20 protein-coding genes are annotated in these 23,555 nt (G+C 63.7%); all 20 read right to left on the bottom strand.

The features are described from left to right. Positions 1-657 (bottom strand): hypothetical protein (locus tag AC1DZQ_RS21820; RefSeq protein ID WP_476965458.1); only part of this gene is annotated, 657 nt, incomplete at its 3' end. 52 nt (positions 658-709) lie between these two features. After that, positions 710-1,783, bottom strand: coding sequence for a hypothetical protein (locus AC1DZQ_RS21815; RefSeq protein WP_476965457.1), 1,074 nt, complete (start codon positions 1,781-1,783; stop codon positions 710-712). A gap of 56 nt (positions 1,784-1,839) precedes the next feature. Continuing rightward, the gene (locus AC1DZQ_RS21810) at positions 1,840-3,396 is read right to left on the bottom strand and encodes an IPT/TIG domain-containing protein (protein ID WP_476965456.1); all 1,557 of its coding nucleotides are present in this window, start codon (positions 3,394-3,396) and stop codon (positions 1,840-1,842) included. A gap of 48 nt (positions 3,397-3,444) precedes the next feature. After that, positions 3,445-5,358, bottom strand: a complete 1,914-nt coding sequence (locus AC1DZQ_RS21805; RefSeq protein WP_476965455.1) for a phage tail protein — start codon at positions 5,356-5,358, stop codon at positions 3,445-3,447. 164 nt (positions 5,359-5,522) lie between these two features. Further along, entirely contained in the window at positions 5,523-7,106 is a 1,584-nt protein-coding gene (locus AC1DZQ_RS21800; RefSeq protein WP_476965454.1) for a baseplate J/gp47 family protein, read from the bottom strand. Between the two features lie 8 nt (positions 7,107-7,114). Continuing rightward, positions 7,115-7,477, bottom strand: coding sequence for a GPW/gp25 family protein (locus AC1DZQ_RS21795; RefSeq protein ID WP_476965453.1), 363 nt, complete (start codon positions 7,475-7,477; stop codon positions 7,115-7,117). 28 nt (positions 7,478-7,505) lie between these two features. After that, positions 7,506-7,892, bottom strand: a complete 387-nt coding sequence (locus AC1DZQ_RS21790) for a hypothetical protein (protein WP_476965452.1) — start codon at positions 7,890-7,892, stop codon at positions 7,506-7,508. A gap of 9 nt (positions 7,893-7,901) precedes the next feature. Next, a complete protein-coding gene (locus AC1DZQ_RS21785) occupies positions 7,902-8,750 on the bottom strand; it encodes a phage baseplate assembly protein V (RefSeq protein ID WP_476965451.1) in 849 nt (282 codons plus the stop codon). A gap of 10 nt (positions 8,751-8,760) precedes the next feature. After that, complete coding sequence (locus tag AC1DZQ_RS21780) at positions 8,761-9,885, bottom strand: phage late control D family protein (RefSeq protein WP_476965450.1); 1,125 nt, start codon at positions 9,883-9,885, stop codon at positions 8,761-8,763. Between the two features lie 9 nt (positions 9,886-9,894). Beyond that, positions 9,895-10,431: a hypothetical protein gene (locus tag AC1DZQ_RS21775; protein ID WP_476965449.1), complete on the bottom strand. Its 537-nt coding sequence runs from the start codon at positions 10,429-10,431 to the stop codon at positions 9,895-9,897. 65 nt (positions 10,432-10,496) lie between these two features. Beyond that, positions 10,497-11,186, bottom strand: coding sequence for a hypothetical protein (locus AC1DZQ_RS21770; RefSeq protein ID WP_476965448.1), 690 nt, complete (start codon positions 11,184-11,186; stop codon positions 10,497-10,499). Positions 11,187-11,227: 41 nt separating this feature from the next. Next, positions 11,228-13,450, bottom strand: coding sequence for an ATP-binding protein (locus tag AC1DZQ_RS21765; RefSeq protein ID WP_476965447.1), 2,223 nt, complete (start codon positions 13,448-13,450; stop codon positions 11,228-11,230). Next, positions 13,447-14,280 carry a Pvc16 family protein gene (locus AC1DZQ_RS21760; RefSeq protein ID WP_476965446.1) on the bottom strand — a complete coding sequence of 278 codons (834 nt, stop codon included), beginning with the start codon at positions 14,278-14,280 and terminating at the stop codon, positions 13,447-13,449. The genes AC1DZQ_RS21765 and AC1DZQ_RS21760 overlap by 4 nt, the downstream gene beginning before the upstream one ends. Continuing rightward, positions 14,277-15,128: a hypothetical protein gene (locus tag AC1DZQ_RS21755; RefSeq protein WP_476965445.1), complete on the bottom strand. Its 852-nt coding sequence runs from the start codon at positions 15,126-15,128 to the stop codon at positions 14,277-14,279. Before AC1DZQ_RS21755 ends, AC1DZQ_RS21760 begins: the two co-directional genes overlap by 4 nt. 490 nt (positions 15,129-15,618) lie before the next feature. Further along, on the bottom strand, positions 15,619-16,515 hold the full coding sequence (locus AC1DZQ_RS21750) for a T4 family baseplate hub assembly chaperone (RefSeq protein ID WP_476965444.1): 897 nt from the start codon (positions 16,513-16,515) through the stop codon (positions 15,619-15,621). Between the two features lie 65 nt (positions 16,516-16,580). Then, positions 16,581-17,081, bottom strand: a complete 501-nt coding sequence (locus AC1DZQ_RS21745) for a phage tail protein (protein ID WP_243178900.1) — start codon at positions 17,079-17,081, stop codon at positions 16,581-16,583. Between the two features lie 31 nt (positions 17,082-17,112). Beyond that, complete coding sequence (locus tag AC1DZQ_RS21740; RefSeq protein WP_476965443.1) at positions 17,113-19,029, bottom strand: phage tail sheath subtilisin-like domain-containing protein; 1,917 nt, start codon at positions 19,027-19,029, stop codon at positions 17,113-17,115. An 83-nt stretch (positions 19,030-19,112) separates the two neighbouring features. Then, positions 19,113-19,397 (bottom strand): hypothetical protein, encoded by a 285-nt coding sequence (locus AC1DZQ_RS21735; RefSeq protein ID WP_476965442.1) that lies wholly within the window; start codon positions 19,395-19,397, stop codon positions 19,113-19,115. Positions 19,398-20,412: 1,015 nt separating this feature from the next. Further along, on the bottom strand, positions 20,413-22,068 hold the full coding sequence (locus tag AC1DZQ_RS21730) for a colicin E3/pyocin S6 family cytotoxin (RefSeq protein WP_476965441.1): 1,656 nt from the start codon (positions 22,066-22,068) through the stop codon (positions 20,413-20,415). Between the two features lie 1,136 nt (positions 22,069-23,204). Continuing rightward, a partial coding sequence (locus AC1DZQ_RS21725; protein WP_476965440.1) for a hypothetical protein occupies positions 23,205-23,555 on the bottom strand: 351 nt, incomplete at its 5' end.

The raw sequence follows: 23,555 nt of genomic DNA, 5'->3' as shown, positions 1-23,555 counted from the left end.
GGTAGGGACAAGCCCTTCGGGCACGGCCACCGTCAGGGACCCGGCGGCAGGGGGCACGAGCAGCGATGCCTTCCCGGCACCGAAGGACACCCGCGGGATACCGACATTGAAATTCCGGCCGGACAAACTCACCGCGGTACCCGCCGTCCCGGCCACCGGCGCGAAGGAAGGGTCCTCGAACACCGGGATAAACGAGCCAGGGTCCACCCACGGCTGCACCGTCCCGGCCTCGCTGTCGGCCACCACCCACGTGAAGTGCCGTTCCGTGGACGGATCATTGTTCCGGATCCCCAGCGTCCACGTCTCCTCCGTCGCCCGGTCAAACCCCACCAGGACCCGCAGGACGTTTCCCACCCCCGGGACCAGGAACACGTCCCCCACAAACCCGGTGCCGCCGCCATCGGCACGGGTAGCCCGGAACACCGTCTGCGTCTCCGCCGTCACCGCCACCGCCGGGCCCTCTCCCGCCCGGATGAACACGGTCGGAGCCACCGAGCCGCCTATCACCGCCAGCCGCAGGAACATCATCCGCTCATAAATGCCGGTGAAATCCGGCAACGGCTCCCCCGCCAACTGGGCAAAGCCGGAATCCGCACGRCCGCCCGCAGGCACAGCCCGCGGCGCCACCGGCGGATCCGGAAACAGGGTGAAAACCATAAAATTCTCCTAACTCCCGGCCAGCCGGGGCCCGTGGAAACTTTTTGGCAGTTCAAAGAATCATGATTAACGAACAGGGACATTCGGCTTGACCCCCCGCGGTCGTCACCGCAAATCTGAAAGCCAAGGGGAACGCCCCAGGATCGATCTCATTCCTAAAGAAGTCCTCGGGCATTTGGAACCCGATTTCGGTCGGATGCGGGGATGCAACTGGGAACGTGCCGGCACCAGCAACGCCGGGCACCAGGCCCAGTCCCTGGAAAAAAATACCCACTTGCACAGGTCCATAATCCAAGTTCCGGCCGTGCAGAATGACATTCTGTCCAGGCCTGCAGAACAAAGGTGTGACCGGCGGAGCCGTAAAGCCGGGCTGCGGCGGCTCGACGTGGAAAACGGTGTCGGAGACGGCGGCTCCGGCGTCGGTCTTGACTCTTAACGGAACGTTCACGACGAGCCGCTCGGGGGTAATCAAGCCCTCGCGTACGAACACAGTCAGAGCTGTAGGTGTTGGTGGCCCGAGCAACGCGACCGGCTCAGTACCAAAGAAGATTTTCGGGGACCCGATGTGGAGATTGCGTCCAAACAGGGTTACCCGGGTGCCCGGCGCACCGCGGACCGGGGTGAACTGCGGCGCCGGCGGCTCCGCGAACGCCGGCACGAAAGACGCCGGGTCAAGCCCTGGCCCGAGCGTCTCCGCATCGTTGTCCGCCACCACCCAGACAAATTGCCGGTCCTCCTCCGGATCATTGTTCCGTATCCCCAGCGCCCAAGTGTCTGTCGTGGCCTGCTCAAGACCCACCAAGATCTGGACGGTCCGACTCTGTCCTGGTACACGGTAAACATCGCCCACAAAATCGGTGCCGGAGCCGTTGGCGGCAGTCGCCCGGAAGATCGGCTGGGTCACCGTTGTAAACGCTACCGCGGGGCCCTGCCCTGCCCGCAGGAACACCGTCGGCGCCGTCCAATCGCCAATCATCGCCAGCCGCACGAACATCATCCGCTGGTAAATCCCGGCTAAGTGCAACGGTGCGCCTGCCATTTGGCCGAACGCGGCATACACCGGGCCGCCGCCTTTCCCCACCGATAGGGGCACCACCAACGGATCCGGAAACATTGCGTAAACCATCTGGTCCTCTGTTCATTCAAAGAATGACGATCAACGGCGAGGTTGGTTTCTTGACCCTAGGTACGGGTGATGGTGATCAGACCGGCGCTGACGGCTGATCCTGAACCGGTCGTGACTGTAATCCGGGCCTGTCGTTGCTCCTCCGTGCCGAAGAGCAGACTGGGAGCCTCCGCCTTAATCTGGGTGGCTGTGGCAGGATCAGCGAGTCCGGCCCGGACTGGGGCGAAGCCTTCGACCGTGAATTCCACGCGCACCGGGGCAACGTTTAAGTTTTGACCTCGCAGCGTGACAATACCCCCCACAGCGACCACAGGGGGCGTAAATCCCGTGAGGCTCGGAGGCGGAGGACCCACGCGGAACTGGTCTGAACTGTCCACGCTGCCTTCACGAGTGCTCACCCTGATGGTGACTGCCGCGTTCGTGGCCAGTCCATCGGGAACCTGCACCGTGACGGAGGTGTTTGTCGCCTGGCCGACGACGGGGGCCCGTTGTCCCCCGAAAGACACCGCCAGCTCACCGGCGTTGAAGTTGAATCCGGACAGGACGACCTCGGTACCGGCAGTACCACTGGCTGGAGAGAACTGCGCGTTGGGTGGGGCAGCGAAGACCGGCAAGGCCCTCACGCCGAACGGTTTGTCACAAACAGCGGAGGCGACCTCGTTGGTGACAGTGATTCTCACGGTTCGCCCGGTCCCGTTCGGCGTGAGTCCCCCAGGGACGATAACGATGATTTCGCTGGAGGAAAGCGTTGCCGCGATTGTAGCAGGCACGCTGTCGAAGAAGACTTTGATCCCTCCTTTGTCGAAGTTGTTCCCGGTCAAAGTGATCTGTTGGTGGATCTGGCCTGCCAATGGCCGCACCGGCCTGTCCTGGGCGAAGGTCGGCGCTATAAGTACTTTTTCCAGCAGGCTGAGCCGGGTCTCAAGGTGGGACAGGGTCAACTTCCGCTGCCGGAGGTCGGTGATCTTTTCCGCCTTTGTTCCCTCCACATCGAATGTCCCGGAAGTAATGGCCTCTTCACCGCTGCGGCGACGCAGTTGAGCGAGTGGATAATGCACGTGCCCTTTCTTCGGGTCCGGCACCGGCACACCTTCTGCAACCAATACAGACCAGTCAGGTTTGAGCCGCACGGAGGTCTGCATCCCCACGTCCTCGTTGTTGGCAAGAGCTGGATCCGTCGTTCCGTCCACCTCGGTGAGGAACACGTCCAGATACACGGTATCGATACGTGGATCCGGCTGGGCCGCCGTCGGCGTGGTCAGTTTCGGAACGTGCTTGCCCTCAGGGTGGGACGGCTGGTTGTCGTAAGTGGTTGGCCGGGCAATCCTGGCCTGGATGCCACCGGCCAGGCAGGATCCTGGTCCGGTAATTTGGAAATCATTGCTGTCCTGCCCCGCAGGGAGGGCCTGAATAGCGAAGCCGTCCTCCCCGGAGGCCAGCCCATTGCCGATATAGCGGGAGAACAGCGAGCGCACACCGGCGGCCAGAAGGTCCTGGAGCAGGTTCAGGTCCCGGTCCAGGATGGGCACGCCCTGTTCGATGTGGATGCCGACATACCCCTTGTCCAGGCTTTCCAGCAGCAGTTCCAACGGCGATCTAGAGAAGTCACTCATAGCGTTGAACTCACTCCCCTCTTGATCGTTGGTCAGTTTCGAACGTGGCTATGGTTGGATCACAATTGTGCGTGCATTTATGGGCAGGAATTCCGGCAGCACGGCGGCGAGGCGGGACTGCACCCTGGCCATCTCTTCCGGCGGCGGCGGAGGGACCGGTGCGGTGAGAAAGAGGCCTATCGCATCCCTCGAGATGCGTCCGTCCCCGTTCTTACCGCCACCCTTGCCGGTGTAGGTATACGTGCCGATGTCACCGAACGTTCCGTACAGGGCTTTCTGCCGTCCGCTGAAGGTCAAGGTGCCGGAAGAAGGGGTGTCCAAAGTCCGGAGGCCGCCTGCATCGGAGTTCTTGATCGGTTCACTGGAACGATACATGAGCAGGGCCCCGCCTTGGATGTGTACACCCACCGGCGCCCGCTGGGATGAGGGACCGCTTGTGAGCGGCTCGGGCTCCCCCCATGCGTTTGTGCCAGGATCCAGTAACCGGACCGTGAAGACGGACCATCCGCCGTCGGAAGGTTGGGGGGTAGTGGGCCGGGTCGAACTGAAGAACAGTTCGACGCTGTTGTCTGCTCCGAGCAGGGGGGAGGGTTCCCGGTCATGGACGTCGGGCCTTGGTTTCGGCAGCGTCCGCATCGCGTCCCAGTCGGCGACAGCCGGGTCAAGCCCGCGCTTGACGAGATAACAGACTGTCCACCGGGTCTGCCCGTCTCGAACAGGCACCTGACGTGCACCGAACAGCCACAGCTGTTGGGTGGCGCCGGACGGCCGCACGAGAAGGTGCAGATCGCCGTGGAGTTCAGGTCCCGTCTCTTCCGGCAACGTAGCGGGAACTTCAAGCTGCCATTTCGAGCCGTCATGCCTGTTGTACTTGGTCTGCCACCGTCCGGCGGAGAGTTCCTGCCAAAACAGCCATAGACCGCCGTCGCCGTCGGCTGCTGTGCTCGGACGACGGCGTTCACTATCCTGCTTTCCGAACGGGCGGCCCGAGGGTTCGGACAACTTACCGGCGGCGTCCCGGATCCGGACAGCGATCCGCCACCGGGACTGTTCCGGCGCTTCCGCTGGAGTGCTGCTTTCCCAGAACAGCCACAGCTTGCCGCCGGCGCGCGCGGCGGAGGGGTGTTTATCTGCTCCAACGCGGTCTACCTCCGGCCTGCTGTCGGTCCAGGTTCCGTCGGCTCGGCGCTTCTTGGACCAGATGTCCCAGCCGTGGATCCGACGGGTGTGGTAAAAGAACAGATCTGCGCCGTCGTCTTCCCGGACATGCGCGATGCGGCCTTCGTAGGCGAAGTTCACCGACACCAGCGCCGGAGTCCCCCGCTCACCGGGAGCGTCCGGACGTTCAATTGACCACAAGTTGAGCCGAGCGGGCGCATTGGTGCGGGCCACGTTGTGCACGAATTCCTGCGTCCTCGTGTCTAGACCGGTGACGCGTCTGGCCGTCGCCTCGATCGCCGCGAGAGTGCCGATGCGCTGATAGATCTGCGGCGCGAACCGGATCTCCTGCCGCTGCGCGCCGATGGGCAGCCCGTAGTCGGTCCGCCATCCAATCCATTGGGCAAGCAACGGAAGAAGCTGTCCGTCTACCCGGTCCAGGTCATGCAGGTTCAGGGCCGCCCGGCAGAGGCTGTATAGCTGGTCCAGCTGCGCTCCGGGCAAGTCGAGGAATCGGCGGAACACGCCCCGGGCAAGATCTCCCGGTTCCAGCGAGTCGGGGACGGGGGGTGCCGCGTCGTACCGCCGGTAGATGGCCGGCAACAGAGCATAAAGCCGGTCAGCGAAACCATAGGGCGACGAGGCCATGGCGGAGACGCGGTTGTTTGGTGCTGCCGAAAAGTCCGGCGCGTCCGTTACCCTGGTGAATAGCGTGTAATAGTAGACGGTTTCGCCCCGCAACCCGTTGTCGGTCGCCGACCCGGTACGGGCCGCCGGCGCGGCCGCTGCGACGGCGACCTCCACCCCGTCATCAGGGCCTATCGGATGGGTTCGGGGGCTCCGCCGGATTCGGACTACCGGATGCGTCGGGGTCCGGTCGGGCTCCTTTGGATCCGCATAGGTCCAAGACAGGTCGATCCGGTTGCCCTCAGGGTGCGGACGGGCAGTGATATTGCGAAGTTCCATGGTCAGCCGCCGGTCTGCTCAACGAATAGCACCCTGACACCTGAGGCATAGCTGGGATTGGACGGAGGAATCGGAATCTGGTTCTTGCCGAGCCTGATCCTCCCGGACTCCTCAGCCAAGAGTGTTCCCTGCACGATCCCGTGAAATTCACTGATGTTGGCGAAGAGGACGCCCGGGGTGCTTTGGATCCTGTCGTAGAACCTGCTGAGATAGATGGTCTCGCCGAAATGAACCTCGTCGAATGCGAGCAGGGAGGCCGCTTCCCGTTCGATCGCCGCCCGGACATCTCCGGGCACGTAGTAACTCTCGACGCCAACCTCGGCGGTGACAAAGATCTCGACATAGTCAACGTCTTCAATGTCGATGACCTGGGTAAGCATCCGCTTGTCTTCGAGATAGCGCTTGAGCCCGAGCTCGAGGGTGTCGCTCACCTTGTCGCGGATCTTGCCACCGCCGGACGGCGCCACGAAAAGCGTGACCTGGTTCCAGCCGGTCGCGGTCGCGCGCGCCTTTCCGACGCCGTCAAAAGTGAGGGCGAGCGCTTCGTAGTCCGCGGTGGTAACTGCGCGTTGCAGGGATCGGAAGACAGTGGGAGCGTGCTTAACTGCATGGCCGATGGTTTCACGGTCAGCACCGCCGGTCGCTGCTTCGATGTTGGTGACCTTGGCGGCAAGCTTCGCCAAGGCGGGAGCGTTGACGATGTCCGTAATCGCCCCCGCGGGGACGTTTCCTGCCTGCCCGCCGCCGATGCGATAGCTGATCGTGAGCGTCGCACCGCGCGGGGGGATGTCCCCGAAGGTCCCGTCTCCGAAGGCTATGGTTGCCTCATCTTTGTCGTCGACGTCGACGGTGAAGTCGCGTTGTCTCGGACCGCTAAATGCCAGGCTGTCACGGCAAGCCCAGCGCACTGGATCCATGTCACCCTGTGTGACGTTCAGCGCGAGGTCCGGTCCAATCGTGTCCTGCAGCCCGCCCGGGCGCAGGATCAACCCGCGGTGTGCCAGGATGTACCGCTGGTCGGGTGAACCGTCGGCGACGCCGAGGACTTCGTTGGCAATCAGGCGGCCCTCCTCCACCGGGATCGAAGCGGTTCTGGGACTGTCCGGGTTCCGGGGGTCCATGGGTTTAAAGACGAGGGTCAGGGCGGATTCATGCGTGTACTCGAAACGGATGCTGGGAGAATTTTCGAGGCTCTTGGAGGTGAACGAGGCCCCCCTGCTGACCTGGATGGGTTCTGCCGGTAACTGGGCTTCCTTGGGAATTGAGACGGTCAGGGTGGCGGCCGCCGGTGCGGCGGTGCGCATCCGGTACCCGATCAGCCGAAGGTGCTCGATGACGCTGTGCCGGCTGGTCGCCGTGCTGAGGAAACTTTCGTTGGCCACCCGGTCCTGGTAGTAGCTGAGGACGTCGCCTACGTGGGCGAACAGTTGCAGCATCACGTTGCCGAAGTCGGCCTCGTTAGTGAAATCCTCCCATTCGGGAAGCTTGCGCGGTATCTGCTCGCGCAGCGCTTTCAGGATCCCGCCGTAATCCCGCCCTGTGTAGTCTATGAGCGGTCGCCCGTCCGCATTCTCGATCTGAGCCATGTCTATCCTCACTTGAAGTGGATGTGGACGGATTGCCGGGCAGCATCGCGCCGCCGGATGTAAGCGACCTCGACGCTCAGGGTCTCGTCCTGGGCATGGATGTCCACCCCGCCGACGGCGATCTCGTGTCCCAGCCAACGGGTGAGCGCCTGACCCGCCGTGAACTCGGCGGCGGCGGCGAGAATGCTGCTGTTGGGGTCGAAGACCAGGTTGAGAAGCCCGCAACCGAAGGTGGGTTGGTTGACCCGCTCGCCCGGAGCGGTGAAAAGCACCTGCACGATCTTCCCGTGGATCTCCGCGTCGTCGTCGCCGGCCGGTCTGATCCTGCCGCCCGGCGAGACACCGAAGGGGAATCCGAATCCCGTCGTCATACCTGCGCTCCTGACTCGCCGATACCAATCATTTGAGGTGACCGCTCACGGTGCCACTCTGGTTGAACGTCACCCCCTGCTGGGTCGCGGTAAGAGTGATCTGGTGGGTGTGCGGCCCCGGCGGCGCCGGCACGGCCTGGCCGACGACGCTGGCGGCCACATCGCCGGTGGTCTGGATCCCGCTGATCTCGGCGTTCCGGGCGAGATGCATGACCACTCCGGTGGCGACCGCGAAGGCCAATTGCTTCCAACCCTCACGGGCGGCTTCGAGTGCTTCCTGCGCCTTCACCTTGGCGTCGCCGTCCGCCGCATCGACGGCTCCGAGCAACGCCGGCGACAGCAGGATGTCCATTTGCTCGAAAATCTCCTTACTCATCCCTGACTGCGCATCGGCACTGCCGATAACCATTGCCATTCGCTCCTCCTATCCGAGCGTGTGTTTCGAAAGCGGAACCTCGAGGTTCATCGGAGCAACCGGCGGGGACGTAGGGGCACCCAGGTTGCCTACATGCGTGTGCGTCGAAAGTGCCGCCATGAAGGCCGCCACATTGGCTTTGAACGTGGTGCCAAGGACCATCTTCTCCACCTCCCCCGCGAGTTGGATGCCGGCGGGACCGAGCTGGATCGAATTACCGTTCTTGTCACGCACCGTGATTCCGCTGGAATCCATGTCCAGCCGGTTGCCGTCCTCGTTGGCGGGCCCGCAGACAATCGATACGCCCTCAGCGGTGAGGGTGATCGAGTGACCATGTATGCCGTCCGTGACGGAGACCCCGTCGGCGTCGAGGGTAATGCGGTGACCGTTGACGCCGTCATGGAGCCGGATCGCTCCCTTCTCCGTCGCATCCTCGAATTGCAGGGTGTGACCGGCGGCGGTCTTGATGATCTTGCAGCTGGCAGCCTCGGCGCCCCGATCCGCGCTTGACCCGTCGGCATTATTGGGTTTTGGCACCTCACTCACGCCGTCGGGCTCGCTGATGAACGCGCCCGACCAGATAGGGAATTCCAGGTCGCCTTCCTCGAATTCGATCCATACCCCAGCCCCGCGATCCGGAATGAATACCAAACCTTGCTGGTCGGCTCCACCATATGGAACGCACGCTTTGGCCCAGCCCGCCACCACGTCGGCACCGAGGACACTCGGCACGCGCACCGTAAGCCGGCCTAGCCCCTTCGGGTCCTCGTTGTCCACGACAATGCCTCGGTACTTGCCATAGTGGCGGCGTTCAACCTTCTCCACCAGGTCGGCGACGACGCGTTCCAGATCCATCATGAGGTCCTCCTCAGATCTGCAGTCCGGGTAGTAATCCCCCGCCGCCGGCAGAGAAAGTCTCGCTTCCCGTCGGCATCAGGGCGTTGCGCTGGACGGTAAAGACCTGGGTATAACCGCCTGGCTCAAAGACGTGGGTGACGCGCGTGACATAATACACGCCGCTGAAGTTCTCACCGATCCCCTTGATGGTGACGGTTTTTCGCGGCATGAGGATGGTTCCATACTGGTTGGCCGCCACCTCGCCCTCCCCTGTCACAAACCACTCGCCGTTGTCGTGCACGCTCTGGCACAGGGCCTCCATTTCGGGGCGTCCGGTGGTGATGGTCTGGTCGAGATGTATGGGTTCCTTTCTCATCCCCGCAGGCAGATAGGCGGTGCCCGCTTTCGCCCCGAGCGCCTTCTGGACGGCACCGTCCACGGTCGTGTCGAGGATTTCCTTGGTCAGGTGATCAATCTGGGACATCGCGATCGACGATGGCGCCAGCGCGTTCGCTTCGATGGCGAAGTGCGTGACCGTGGTTTCCTCCCCGCACTGCACGTTCAGGACCGGTTGCGGAAGTCCTGAAAGCCCGGGCGGCCCGAAATGGGCGGTGTTCCCCGAGATGTAGCATTCATAACCGTTGCGCCGGGCGAGGCGTTTGAGGAAGCGGATATCGGTTTCGCGCTGGATGATCGTGGAGACTTCGCCGCTGTGGATGACACCTGTGTCGGTGACCTGCGAACTCAAGCCATAGGTGCCGAAAATCTCCGCGGCAATGTCGCTGTCCTTGCGGTTAGGCCAGTCTTTGAGCACAACCCGCCGGTCCATCAGCACGCTCGCGTCCATCGCCCAGAGCTCCAACTGGCATTGGTCGGGGGCGCCGGCAAAATCCGGCCGCACATGGGTTACGAAGCCGGAGAAGAGCTTTTCGTCGTCATCTCCAAGCCCTGCTGTGACGGCGACCCGCTGCCAGAGCTGGAACCGGTCGTCATCAAGGTAGGGCCAGGTGCCGTCGTCACGCTTAAGCACCGCAAGAGTGATTCGGCACATCCCGGCGAGTTCGTCGTCCAGTTCAACTTCCAGATTCACCAGGTCGTCGTACAGCCCGGGCAGCTCGGTGCCGCCCAGCTCGATGCGTAGCTTCTCCTGCTCCATCCCTGCCCCCTACGCTCTCACCGGTGGAATGACGATCTGGCGGCCCAGCTGCCCCACCCCGACCGGCGGCCCGATTTCAAGTCCTGCAGCCCGGATAGCCTCTATCAGGGTCTCGGCGGCGGTGGCACGGTTGTTGTAAGTCACCAGGATCGTTTGCTTGACGCGCTCTTGGGCAATGGGAACTTTCCTCACGGCGTGTGGCGCGATTTCCACAGGTTCGAAGGTGGTGAGGTACTCGATGGTTTCCTCGACCGCGACGTCTTCGACGCCGACAAGCCCGGACAGAGCATGGATCAGCTTTGGCCAGTCAGGAGAATTGCCGCCGGGAGATCCGCGTAAGGGGAACCGCGTAGCGACGACCGGTTCCTGTCCCAATAACGCAAGGGGCGAAAGGAACTCCGGATTGGCGTCGCAGATATGCCACCAGAGCAAGGGCTCCTCGTAATACTTGTACGCCAGCTGGTCCAGCCGCTCCCCTTCGGAGACGACGTGACGAAAGCGTCCCGGCGTAGCGGGCAGGGCGCGCAACTCCGTAATCGCAGACACCCTTCCCCGGGCATCCGGGGCGGGCAGGACGGTGGACCCGCGGTAGCGGGAATGCCTGTCGGCCATCACCCCAACCCCGGGATCACGACGTCGGCGACGTCGCCGATATTGGCCAGATTCAGGACGGACATCGTCTCTGTCATAAGCCGGGAGTAGGTGACCGGCGCATTCTTTCCCTCGATCACCGTCAGACTGACGGCGACGTTGGCCCGGACGGGATTCAAATCCGCGCTGAACTCCGTCTCGGTTATGTGGATGCTGTTGATGTTCACCGGCAGCACCCGCTTCCGGCCGAAGATGAACAGGATCAGAGGCGGATTGGCGCGCCGGGGATGGATGTAGTCTTTCGGCCGGCCCAGCAACTCGCTGACCACACCGCCCAGCACGCCCTCGCCTTTCGGGCAAACCATCAGCTCAAGCGTGGACAACTGTGGTGCAATCCCGAACTGCTCGGTGATGCTGTCCCGTTCGTCCAGTTTGTCCGTTGCATCCAGCCGCACATCGAATCCGATGGTCTGCTCCTGCACGGTGACCAGCTGGTTCTTGCGAAGCTCGTCCAGATCCTCGAATTGTTTGCGGCCGTGGAAGTCCCGCAACGACCGCGGCTCCGGCGGCGTGGGATTGGGGTGCGCCTTCGTGGCGCGCGGTACCGGCTGGGCCATGGGTGCGAAGGTCAGCTCCCTGTTCCGTGTGAGCTGCAGCGGATTATATTGAAAAGCTACGAGCAGCGGCGGAACACTCAGGCCAAATTCCACGAATGCGCCGTGCAGGATCCGGGGCTTGCTGGGGACGCCGCTCATGGGACCACCGCACGGCCCTCAGGCTGCTGCTCGTTCCACAGCTTGCCGAGTTTCTCGAACTCCCGGCGGGTACCCAGGCGTACATGGCGGGCGTTGATGGCGCCACCATCCGCGGCCGCAAGGAACGCCGCGTTGAGGACGATGTTCTTGATGTTGCCCCCGGCGAGGGGAAACTCCCGTGCCAGCGTGGCGGGGTCCACGTCGTCCGCTACGGGCGCTTCCGCGGGAAAGTGCGCTTCCCAGATTCGTTGGCGGTGGGCGGCGTCCGGAAACGGAAAATCGACGACATAACGGATGCGGCGGGTGAAAGCCTCATCGAGGTTGGCGCGAAGATTGGACGCAAGCAGCACGACGCCCTCGTGTTCGTCCAGTTGCTGCAACAGATAACTCGTCTCGATGTTGGCATAGCGGTCATGAGCGTCAGCAACCTCGGTGCGTTTGCCGAATAACGCGTCGGCCTCGTCGAAGAACAAAATCGCGTTGCTGGTGCGCGCCTCCCGGAATATGCGGGAAAGGTTCTTCTCGGTCTCCCCGATGTACTTGCTGACCACGCCTGACAGGTCGATCTTGAACAAACCCAGCCCGACCTCGCCGGCCAGGACTTCGGCGGCCATGGTCTTGCCGGTGCCGGGAGGGCCGGCAAACAGCGCGCTTAGGCCCTTTCCGTGAGCGAGTTTCCGTCCGAAGCCCCAAAGCTCGTACACCCTGTGGTGGTGGCGCACCTGGCTGCAGATCTCGCGTAATTGCGCGGTCTTCGCCTCGGGCAGCACCAGGTCGTCCCAACTGTAACGAGGGTCCACCTTGACCGCCAGGTCGCCAAGGTTCTGGTTGGACTGGCTCCGGCAGGCCGCCGCCAGATCCTCGGCGCTCGGCGCCGGGGCTCCTGGTCTGCGGCGGCTTTCCTGTTCGGCAACGGCGATTGCATCACGGATCCTCGCGGGGGTCAGCACGAACCGGACGGCAAGGTCTTCGGCCCAATCCGCCACCTCGGGTGCGTTTCCCTTCAGCTGCAGGCGCCATATCGCGGCGCGTTCGGCGACATCCGGCATCGGGACCTCCACTGTCTCGAAGCGCGCACCGGCGAAAACGTGACCGCGGGACCAAGGGACATCACCGGCCATGATGACGGGACCTCCCGGCCCGTCGGCCAGTTGGCCCAACCATCTCAGCGCTGCCCGGGCGGACTCGCCCAGCATCAGCTCTCCCCGCTCCAGATAGAGCGCGCTGCGCTGCAGGGCAGCTTCCCGGAATGCCGTCCCGATGAGCTCCCGCTGCTGCTCAGGAGAAGATTCCAGCAGTGCCCCGCAATCAAGGACGAGCATGGACAGTTCCGCACCGGCGCACAGGCGCAACGCCAAGGACGCTCTGCCGACGCCAGCGGGTCCCCGCAGGTAGAGGACCTGCCGGCGCTGCCCCGGCAGCACCAGATCGAGCCGGACGGCGGCCGCCGTACCGCCGATCGCCACAGTGCCCAACGCTGTAGCGGCTGCCGGCTCTGCGTCCGAGGCTGTAGCGGATGCCGGTGCGTGCAGCCGCACCAAGCCGGCCAGGCGGGCATCCATCTGCCGGTCACCGAGGAGGAATTGCCGGATCCGCGGGTCCACCCGCAGGAACCGGGAGAGCCCGCTTGATCCGGACGGGCTGTTCGGGTCCTCCACGGTCTGCAGCAGTCCCCACCGCAGCAAGGCGGACGAATGGCTGAACACTTCCAGATTGTTCCAGCGTTCATCCTCTGTCTCGCACAGGAGGTCCAGTACCAGGTCGACGCTGGGCCGTTTGCGGGTGATGTCGTCCTGCAGGTAGGCGTAGAGGCGGTCATATTTGGCGCGCAGTTCCGGCGCCAGGCAGATCACCACGGCCTGGAGCTCGAACTCCGAGAGCCCGAAGAGGTCCGCCAGGCGCGGCAAAGCCAACGGGATGCCAACTTCAAGGCTTGAACGGACCGCAGAGTCGATCTGCCCAGACAGCGCGCGGAGGGCCATCCGCACCGCAGCCTCAACTTCCTTGTCGGCTCCGGCGCCGCCCGCCCCGTCCAGCAGCCACCCGACCTCGCCGGGCGAGATGTAGACCGTGCGCTCCAGCTGGGTCTGCGGTTCCTCCTGGTTCAGGAGTGGCAGGGTCTGCGCTCGGAGCCTGATCCGCATGTCCAGCCTGCGCAGCTCGTCACGGATGTGCCCGTAACTGTCCGCATACGTGACCCCGGCTCCGCCCTCGGTCATGCCGCCACCTCGAACAGAAAGGTCCGCCGGAAGACGGGCGCGATGTTCACCCGCACCTCGTACACACCGGCCTTCAGGCCGTCCGGTATCGTGGCCGCAACGGTGTCTCCGGCTGGCTCCGACGCATCGAGGATACTGTGGCCGCCGACTTTCGCCGTGACTTTCCACCCGGCGAGATTCTGGCCGGTGAAGATCACGGCAGTGCCGGCCGGACCACGGTCCGGCGACATATCGAGGACCAAGGGAGGCCTGGCCGGCTGCCGCACCCCGGGAACCCCGACGGTCCGCACCCGCTGCGGAGCCTGCTGCGGCGTATCCGACAAGGCGTCAAGCTGGACGGCGGACACATGGTAGAGAACCGACAGCCGGAAAGGCCGGGAAAAGGTTGCCCAGATCCGGCTCAACTCCTCCGGGTCAAGTTTCCTGCAGACAAGCTGCAAGTCCTCCCGGGCCTCCGCCAGCCCCGGCTCAAGGAGGTCTCGCGGGATGGGGGAGTTTTGGTGGAACACCCGCATGGCTTCGCCCATGATCTCCTGGGCTGTGACGTTTCCGTTGATGGCATCGTTGGGAGCGTAGACCGTCATCAGATAGAAGAGCCTGAGTGAGAGCGGCGACGGAATCAGCTGATTACCGGGCCCGGCGGTCGAGTCCTGGTTGGCCAGATAATCGTTTTCCTCAACACGGTAAAGGAACAGGTTGATACGCCTGCTGCTGCTCGGTTCATCGGGGGCAAGCACCGTCACGTCGACAACCGGACTCAGTCGCATCTTCGCGACCAGCAGGTTGCGCAGTGACGTGCTGACCATACCGATGGCTGTCGAGGCGCTCATCGCAACAGTCCCGTCTGCCATCGCCGCACATGCCTTCGCTCCCAAAAGGCCGGGCTGCCGCTATGTGACTCCTCGCCCGTGGCCGGGACCTCAGGAACCTGCGGAACAGGCTGTCGCGGTGGCAGTGCCGTCGGGTCCAACTCGTCTCCGTAGGATGCCTCCGCCTCTGCAGGCCCGACGTAAGACAGGTCCGGGCGGGGAACGCCTTGCACCGAGCTGCCCGAACTCCCCCGAACTGTGTTGGCCGTGCGCTGGCGTGGCTCCGCGAGGGCACCGTCACGATGGACCAGCTCGGAGCCCAAATCCACCGCGGCGCGCACCCCTGCCTGGCTCCCGATCATCAGGTCCGGCAGAAACTGGGCTTGCGCCGGCGTGAAATCGGATTCCTGGCCGACCTGTGCGCGGTGTAGGGCAGCATCGGGCTCCACAGCGGCGGATTCCCCCACCCCAAGGACGTACGGGCGTTGCGGTTCGAATCCGCGCGGTACGTCAGGGGGCGCCATCATAGGCGACCGCAGAAAACCCCCGCCGGCGCCGGACGCAGGTTCGCCATGGAAGGTGCCTTCCAGCTGTTGCTCACCGGGGGCGGGGTGCTGTCCAAGCAACACGGCGGGCCGCCATCCGGGCGCCCCGTCGTCGAACGTCCCAGCGTTGAGCACGCCGTTGTCGAACGCCGAGGCCGGAAGCACGCCTTCGCCGAACGCCCCAGCAGGGGGTGCCGAAGGGGAATCCGGATGGGGGCCGGGAGAACCAGCTGCAGCGGCCATTGCACGTGAAGTGCGTTGTTCGGTGTATCCCGGGATGTTCAGCGCCGACTGGCCCGATTTGTTGCCGATGAGCGGCTTCATGCGGGAGTCTTTGCGAGCATGCTCCGGTGTGCCTCCCCCGCCTTTGCGACTCTCCGGCCCGGGCTGCCGGCCATTGTCGAGGGGTCGACCGCCGGAGAGCCCGGCCATCCACCCCGCCGAGGCCTCGGCCGGCAGGGTTCCCATGCCTTCATCCACCGGCGGGCGGCTGGCATCGGACTCTGCCGGGTCCATTGGCCCCGGTTTCATTTGCCCCGGTTTCTGGCGCGCGGGTTGCGCCGGCCCAGGCGCGGATTCCACGGGCCGAGGTTGGAAGGGTACGGGTTCGAAGGGCACGGGCTCGAACGCCCCATCGGGCAAGCGGGAAACGGTGTTGGACTTCCACACTGGATGGGGGAATGCGAATCCCGGCGTCAGGTCCGGCGCGAAGTCAGTGGCGTATGCGGCGTCGGGCTGCCCAAGGAGCCGCCCGACGCCGCTGCGGTAGCGGAATCTCCGCGCGCCGTCGGCCAACACGCGGCGGAGATAGCCTTCATGCATCGTCATTGAGCTTCTCGATTTCATCGGCCAAGACCTCAACGTAAGTGCGCCGCCTGTCGCGCGTCATCGCCATGATCTCCTGCTCGCTCCAGTGATAGTGGTAGGCAAGGTAGTGAACCTCGCGGTAGAGCAGGTCGCTGTGAACACGAAGCTCGCCGAAGAAGAACCGCTGCACATCGAATGGCACCAGGAATTGCCGGCCGCACTCGACGCAACCGGCCTCCATCACTTGTTCGATTCCGGGCGCCAGCTCCTGCATCCGCTCCTCGATTTCGGCGCGGGCCAACGGCGAGAGGGCGCCGATCCGGTCCTCCCCCGGCGGTGAGAATCCTCCGATGGCCCTGACACACCGGGTCAGCAGCAAAGTCAACGCCTGGGCCTCGTTCACGGACAGCCACTCCGAGAGTTCCTCCTGGTCCGCGCCGGTGGGCAGGCGGAACCGCACCTCCCGGCCGGCATCGTCACAATCCTCCGCCGCAGCCTTCGACAGTGTCATGGTGTAGACAGGGCCCTTGTCCGCGAGCTCGAATACGGGCACCTGCGCCAGCGAGAACTCGACCGACACCCTTTTTCCGCAATCTGCCCACGGACAAACCAGCCCGGCGCGCACCCGGTCACCAAATGTCGCCTGCCGCAACCGCAGCAGCAAGAACTGGCGATCACCCACCAGCAGCTGCCTTGCCACTTCCTCGCGTACGGGGCTGAGGCCCCCGACGCTACTGACCCTTCGTGAGAGCACCTCGGTAACCAGCTCGGCGGGCAGACGGTCCGTCGCCTGTGCCAACAGTTCTTCTTCACGTCCCGTCAGTGGCGTCAGCTCAAACCGGCTGTGCAGCGTGCCGCCGCCATCCCAGTAGCCGCCCGGCAGCGTACCGGCCAGTGTATGCATCGCTCACCTCGCTTGTTCCAGCGGTCGCGTTTGTGGATCATGGCGCAACAACACCAGGCTCCGGGTCAAGTCTCCTTGGGCTCGGGCACGGAGACGTCCCGGACCCAGCCCTCATTCTCGAGTTTCACCGTGGTGATCATGACCGCGTTGGCGCCCGCGTCAAGCTGGGGTAGGGCCTGGTATTCCGAGACCCAGCACCGGTACACGTTGTAGGCCATGACCTTTTGACCTTGGTGATTGAACACTTCGATGCTGATGTCCTTGCGGAAGCCCGCCAGCGACATCGCGGCATCGCCCTTGAAATTGTTGACCCTGTTGGCCCACTCCTCGAACGTTGTGTCGTGGGTGACTCCGGCTTCCATGGTGATCGGGTCGTACTTGGTCTTGCCCGGAATCTGATGCGGGCCGCTGGAGTCACCACCCTCGTACCAAGCGGTGACCTCCGTCGTCCGTTTCAACGCCCCGCATTTGTTCAATGCGGCCACGTACTGGCCATCCCACTTGATCTTGAACCTGTAGCCCAGGTAGGGGTCGAACCTCGTGCTGTTAACGGTGAACCTTGCCATGGCCGTGTTCCTCTCCGAATGGGTCCGCAGGTCAGCCGGAGGCCTGGCCGGCCTTTTGGCTGATCCGGACGACGACGAACTCGGCCGGCTTTACTGGCGCGAATCCCACCTCGACATTGACAATGCCCAGATCGATATCTGCCTGGGTTGTCGTATCGCTGTCGCACTTGACATAGAACGCTTCCGCCGTCGAGGAGCCCTGGAAGGCTCCCTGCCGGAAGAGGGTTGTCATGAAGGAGCCGATGTTCAGCCGCAGCTGGGACCACAGAGGCTCGTCGTTGGGCTCGAAAACCGCCCACTGGATTCCGTTGTAGATGCTGACGCGCAGCATCATTGCCGTCCGGCGGATCGGGATGTATTTCCACTCCACGTCCGACGGCCCAGCGATCGTACGCGCACCGAAGACGACAACGCCGGTGGCCGGGAAACGGCGCAGGGCGCAGACGCCTTTCGTATTCAAATTGCCGTGTTCGACGTCGCTGAGGTCCGTGGCAAGACCGACGACGCCGTTGACCGTGGCCTCGGTTCCAGCAGGAGCCTTCCAGACTCCCCGGGACGCGTCGATGCGTGCGTAGAGACCCGCCACATGGCCCGACGGCGGCAGCATCACCGGTTCCCGTGACCGCCCGGTCGGGTCCGGCGCCTTGAGCCAGGGGTAATACAGTGCGCCGTAGGAGCTGGCGGTCAACCTGCCCCGGTACTTCACGGCCTCATCGGCAGAGCGAGTGTCGCGGGGCGTTTCCCCGATGAAGAAGATGTCCTTCAACGGGCGGTTGGCACAGTAAGCCGTGCCGAGATCCATCACGTCAACCGAAGTCTCGCCGGGCACGGCCAGCACGCTCACATCCGTCACCGCGTCCAGTTTCCGGAAGGCTTCGTCAAAGGTTCCCGGTGTCACCGGAGCATCGCCGTTTTCCCCTGCCGTGACCGCGAGGACGACGCCGTCCAGCTCTGCGTCGCCGACCTGCACGGACTGGGCGTTGGCAGGGCGTTGGACCGCGGAGCCGTCCTCGGCAACGGCGTCGTCGGCGGAGAGCTTAAGCAAACCCGTCGCATCCTGCTCCAGGGCCTTGCCGATCCGCACCGACGATGCTGCCCTGGATGAGCCCGAATGCAGGACCAGCCGTTCCGGTCCTCCGGCAGGCCCTGCCGTCTCTACGGCGCAGGTGAAATTCTCAAAGGCTTCCTTGTTGGAGGCCCTATTGTTCTTCAGTGCCCGCACCGCTTCCTGGATCGCGCCCGCGACCCCCGCAAGATCCGCCGCCCCGGCCGGGGCGGGCAGCACCACGTCGTGGAAGCCATCGCCGTCGAGATTGATCCGGAAACCCCGCTTATCACCGAGCGGTACCGCGGCGCCGGCTCCACCGCGGTATACACCCTTTTGTACCTTGTTGGTAGCAAGCATCCGGGCGGTGATGAGGCTGGACTCATGCTCCAGGACGGCCTCCACGAAACGGTCCGAGGACTCATCGCAGCTGAGGTCGTCGAAGTCCTCCAACGTTGGGCTGCCGGCGAAGTCCGGAGCAATGACCTCGGCATCGGGCTGCCGGCGCACGCTTATCCTGAACCTGTTACCCGGATCCGTGGAGGCATCCTCGATCTGCAGGACGAGGTGGTTTCCCCAGGCCCCCGCATCCTTCGCGGAAAAAGTGATCCCTGGAGCCGGCTGCGCGGCCCGGTTAGCCACCGTCACGTCCGCCACCACCGCATCGCTGAGGACGACGCGCACGATGTAGCACTGGCGACCACCGTTGTTGAAGTACGCGAAGACGCTCTGAGCAAGGTAGCTGTCCGGGACGAAGCCTCCGTACAGACGCTGGAACGCCGGCCAGCTGGTTACCCGGGTGGCTTCCGCCGATCCCTTCTCAGCCAGGCCGACGAACGCCGCCGTGGAGGTTCCCGCCATCTCCAGGGGCCGCGCACCGCTGGAGACTTCGTCAATGTACACGCCCGGATACGTCAAATTCGGCACGTTGTTTCTCCCGCCGTAGTCCTAACAGATCCGGCCGCGCGCCCGAACGGGACAGCCGCTCAGGCTTGAGTCGTGTCCTTGTCTGTCTTCGCTTCTTCTTCTTTTTTCGGTGCGGCCTTCGCCGCGGCTGCAGGCTTCGAATCCCGGCCGCCCGCAGCGCGGGCACCGGCTACCACCTCGATAATTCCTCGAGACACCAGCGAATCAACCGCCTGATTGTCCTGAACTTCCACATCCGCGAATTCCTGCGATACCTGGCCAGGAGCCAGCCGGAGGGATGTGCCACCGGTCAGCGGCACCCACAGCGGCCCGGCCGACTGCAGGCTCCTGATTCGGATGGACATATGCAACTCCTTTTTCCAGCAGACATTCCAAATCATCAGGTCGTGTCGTTACAGCAGCGTTACAACGACGCGCACAGCTGGAACTTTGTCGTGAGGCCGGCGGAGGACTATGAAAATGAAAACAGTTAGTTAGTACGGCTCCCCCCACTACTAGATGAGTTTTGGGCCAACATTCGTCTTGGCGGCTGGGCCAAGCTCAAGTTGGCACCGGCGGCCGGTGGACACTTGCCTTGCGGGCGCCGGGGGCGCCCGGGGCGCCGGGGGCGCCGGCTGCCGCTGTGGCCGGCCCCGCTGCGGGATCTGGAGCAGGTGTCGGAGGCAGGTCCGGCTGCTTCCTACAGGGACGAGGACCGCTACTGGACCCTCACCCGTCTCGCGGAAGTGATGCGGCGGGGTATTAAACCGCAGCAGCAGACGGGCAGACCCAACGGTACTGAACTACCACCAGATCCCTCTCATCATGCAACGCACTAGGCGCCTGCCTTTTTACACGGCTGTGAACACCGACGGCCAACGCAGTCGCTCGCCGAAAGGTGATCGGGACAAGTTGTGCTACGCCCCTCGTTTGGATCGGTCCGAACACAATGTCGAGCTCGTTGAAGTACACGACGTTCGCCACTACACCGGACGCGAGCGATTCCCTCCTAGCTCGTAACGACCGCCTCCGTCCTGTCCGGTGTGATTATGCCCCTATCATGGCCGGGCCTACCTGCGTACCGCCCGGCCAGTACCGGAGCGGGGGAGTCTCAGCATCATGGCGGTGCACTTCCTTCGGACACGTCATCAGTCCTCAGATACTCGACGAAGTAATACAGATCGTCTTCCAAGGAAGGCAGCCCATACTGCCGAACCAATGACTCCAAGGTGAGCCTCGGGACTGGGAAGAAATCGAATAGTGGGTCGTCCCCGGGGCGCCGTAGCGACTGCCGAAGCATCTGCGGGTCATCGAGTGCGAGCGGATACTCTCGTCCAATTCTCTCGGTGCTGCTATCGTAACCTCTCAATATCCAACTGCTCACGGCTCGATGCTCCGGTTGGAGTTGGGAGGTTTTGTCTGCGTCCCAGTATTCGGATCGAATTCACCTAGATGGCTACCGCTGGCAGAGTACTTTTCCACCGTGCCGTGCTGGCTATCCCACTCATAGATGGTTCCGTCTGGGGTTTTCCACCTCGCCCGCAGCCCACCACCTCCTTGAACCCCTGTCTTCCCAGTGGCCCTCTCCGCTTCGGGGAAAGCGGGGAGGTCTCGCGGAGGCGGCACCATCTTTCCTGGTTTTACCACCGGCTTCGTCGTCTTGACTTGCCGCGCATAGTGCTCCCGTGCCGCGGCCAGTCGTTGCTCCACTTGTGCTGGGTTCCACGGGTCATCCTTCAGTGCCGGTGCAGGCGTGCGGTCCTCCGCGTTGGCGCGAGGCTCAGGAGTCTTGGGCTCGTCTGTTTTCGGGGCTTCCTTGGTGCCAGCGGTCTCCTTGTTGACCTTCGTCATCATCGAGGCGGTACCAAACGGTCCAGCCGGACCCGGCACAGGGAGCGCCACCGGTTTGGCCGCCCACCCGGCACCCACCTTCATGCCACCGACACCAGCAAAGGCCAAGGCCGTCGGTGGAGGCGGCAACGAAATGGCGATCTTGGCGGCACCGGCCATGTTGCCCTTGATGCCGACATAGGCAAGCGCCGCCATCGCAATGCTCAGCAGCATCTTAAGAAACTCTTTGCTCGCGGCGGCGAGTTTCTTGTCGTTTCCCGAGGCCGTCCACGCCAACGTCAACCACTCGCTCGCGTGTTTGACCGCTTCTATTCCGGCCGAGATCAGGCCGACGGCACCGAAGGCGGCCAGCCCGAGTTGTATCACAATGGCGGCGAGCTGGCCAACACCGGTCGGGGTGGCCGCCAAGAACGCCGATAGCGCCTCGGCGGCGACGAACGCGGCGATGATGCCAACGATCTCCACGATGTGCTCGCTAATCGCCTGGGCGTACTCACCAGCGACTTCGCCAAAGTACTTCGGCGATTGGACCGCACTCATAATGATGTCATCGATGTGACCGGCAAATCGCTTGACCTTGGCCCAAGCGCCGCCGGTCAAGGATCCACCCGGCACTACGTCCTCAAGGGCGCGGGCGTACGCAGGGCTCACCAGCCAGATCCGGTGCCCAGCGACGAGCCGGACGTTGTTGGCCCCGCCACCGAGCAGACCCGGATCCTGGTACGAACCCTCGACCCCAGCGCGGCCATAAAGCTTGTTCACGAACAGCAGAATGTTCTCGTAGTAGCGAAGATCGTGGCCGTCACGGATCGCGGTGGAGAAGGCCTGCGCCGCCAGACCCTCAGCGGTGTCGCCGCTCTTGACCTGGTACAGCTTGGCCGTCGGCTCCGGCAGGTCGGTCGTGACGCGCAGGCCCTGCACATAGCCGCGGAGAAACCCTTGGCCAATCTGGACGGTCACGTACCACCAGTCCGAGGTGTCGGGATGGGTGCCGCCGACGAACACCCGCGTGGCGGGTGGGAGCGGCTCCCCTCGGACCTTCTGGCCGCCCGACTCCGACGGCCCGGTACGGATGTTGGACCCGTCGTCGTTGTCGATGAATCCAACCTTGTTGATGCCCGGAACCGGCGAATCTACGACGTCAGTCGGTGTTGGGGGTGTCGTAGTCGGTTCGCGGGTGAGCATCCCGCTGGCGTTGGGCTCCGGCGACGCGGTCCAGACGGGGACGGACGTCGGGGCAGCGTACGCAGCATCCGCCCGCCTGTCAAGCATGGCCGAAACGCCTCCGTTCCCAAGTATCCGCTGCAGATCTGCCGGCGTCGGGCGTGCCGCTGTCCGCCGGGGCAGGACGGGAGCCGCCTTGCGGATGTCAGAACCGCTAAGCAGGGCAGGGGCCTGGTAGGAAAAGGTCATGGTGCACGAAAATCCAGGAACACGGATTTAGCCAATGACGTGTGGTGTTGGAGGCTTGAGTGCGGCAGGCCTGCATGAGTGCCGCAATAACGAACGTCTCATCCTGCGCCCGTTTCGGTAACCCTTCGCATGGCCACTTCGGGGCCGCCAATGCTATCGTCTTGTCTCCATCTCGACCAAGATCTTCTGGACTACCTCGGCGGTCCTCGATCCTCGATCGGCCCTCGGAGATACCGCCAACGAAGCCACTAAAATCATGACTGCCAGCACAGGGGCCCGCTAGCTTCAGGGAATCCTCCACCCTGTTTCCTTTCATGTTCATCAAGACCCGTTGAGTTCCATCTCCGCCAGTCCAGCAACAAACCGGTTCAACGGTGGAACGACGTCGTGACGAGGCATCTTCTGGTACGCCTCCCGAAGTGCGTCCACCAATAGCCACAAAAGATATGCGTATCAGCACGCTAGGCAGAAGAGCGTTACTCGAGCGTTATTCGCCGTAGCAACGCCCACCGCTAGTCACTCATCGGTAGGACCGCACGGCATGAATGGGTACAAGACCAACCACGGCTAGCACCTGTTCCGGGTAGCAAACCGATCAGCCCGGCAGTGGCGAGGACGGCTTCAAAGTCCCCTTGGGTCAGTCCTTGCCCGTGCCGCCAGCTGCACTGGTCCAGTGCCCCTTGATGAAAATGACTGGTGAACCCGAACTCTGCCTCGGACGAAATGCGCAGACTCCGTCGCTGCCTCGGGTGATGGCGGGCGTGACGCTGAGCGCCTGTGTGAGAGGACCCGCCGGCCGTACTGCGGACTCGAGGGTATCCAGCAGGACGGAGCGTAGATCGTCGGCGTAAGCACGTGGTCGGTTCGCTGTGGGCGAGGCATCCGCTCAGTCTGACGTGCCGGCGGCACTAGGGTGGGCATCCGAGTTCTGTGGACCTAGCCTCCGCAACAGAAAGGTCATGCTGCAACTTTTTGATCATTTTGGCGATGGCGGCCTTTTCGCCCGTCGGGGCGTTCTGGAGGTCCTCTTGAAGCGCTTCGATCTGCGGTTTCAGCCCCTCGATCGTTTGGCGCAGAGTGGCGCACTCCAGTGGTTCCCCCGGCGTGATCTGGACGGGTTCGCTGGGCGTGCCGAACGACTCGACGGACTCCTGCAGCATTCGCCATTGGAAAAGAGCCGGCGTTGACGGTGCCGGGATATTGAAGGTGAAAGGTGCGTCCTGCCCGGGGGGGTGAAAGGTGCGTCCTGCCCGGGGGAC

It is taken from the genome of Arthrobacter sp. P1_C12_2 (genome assembly GCF_056406415.1).
This window is presented reverse-complemented; position numbering and strand designations above follow the sequence as displayed.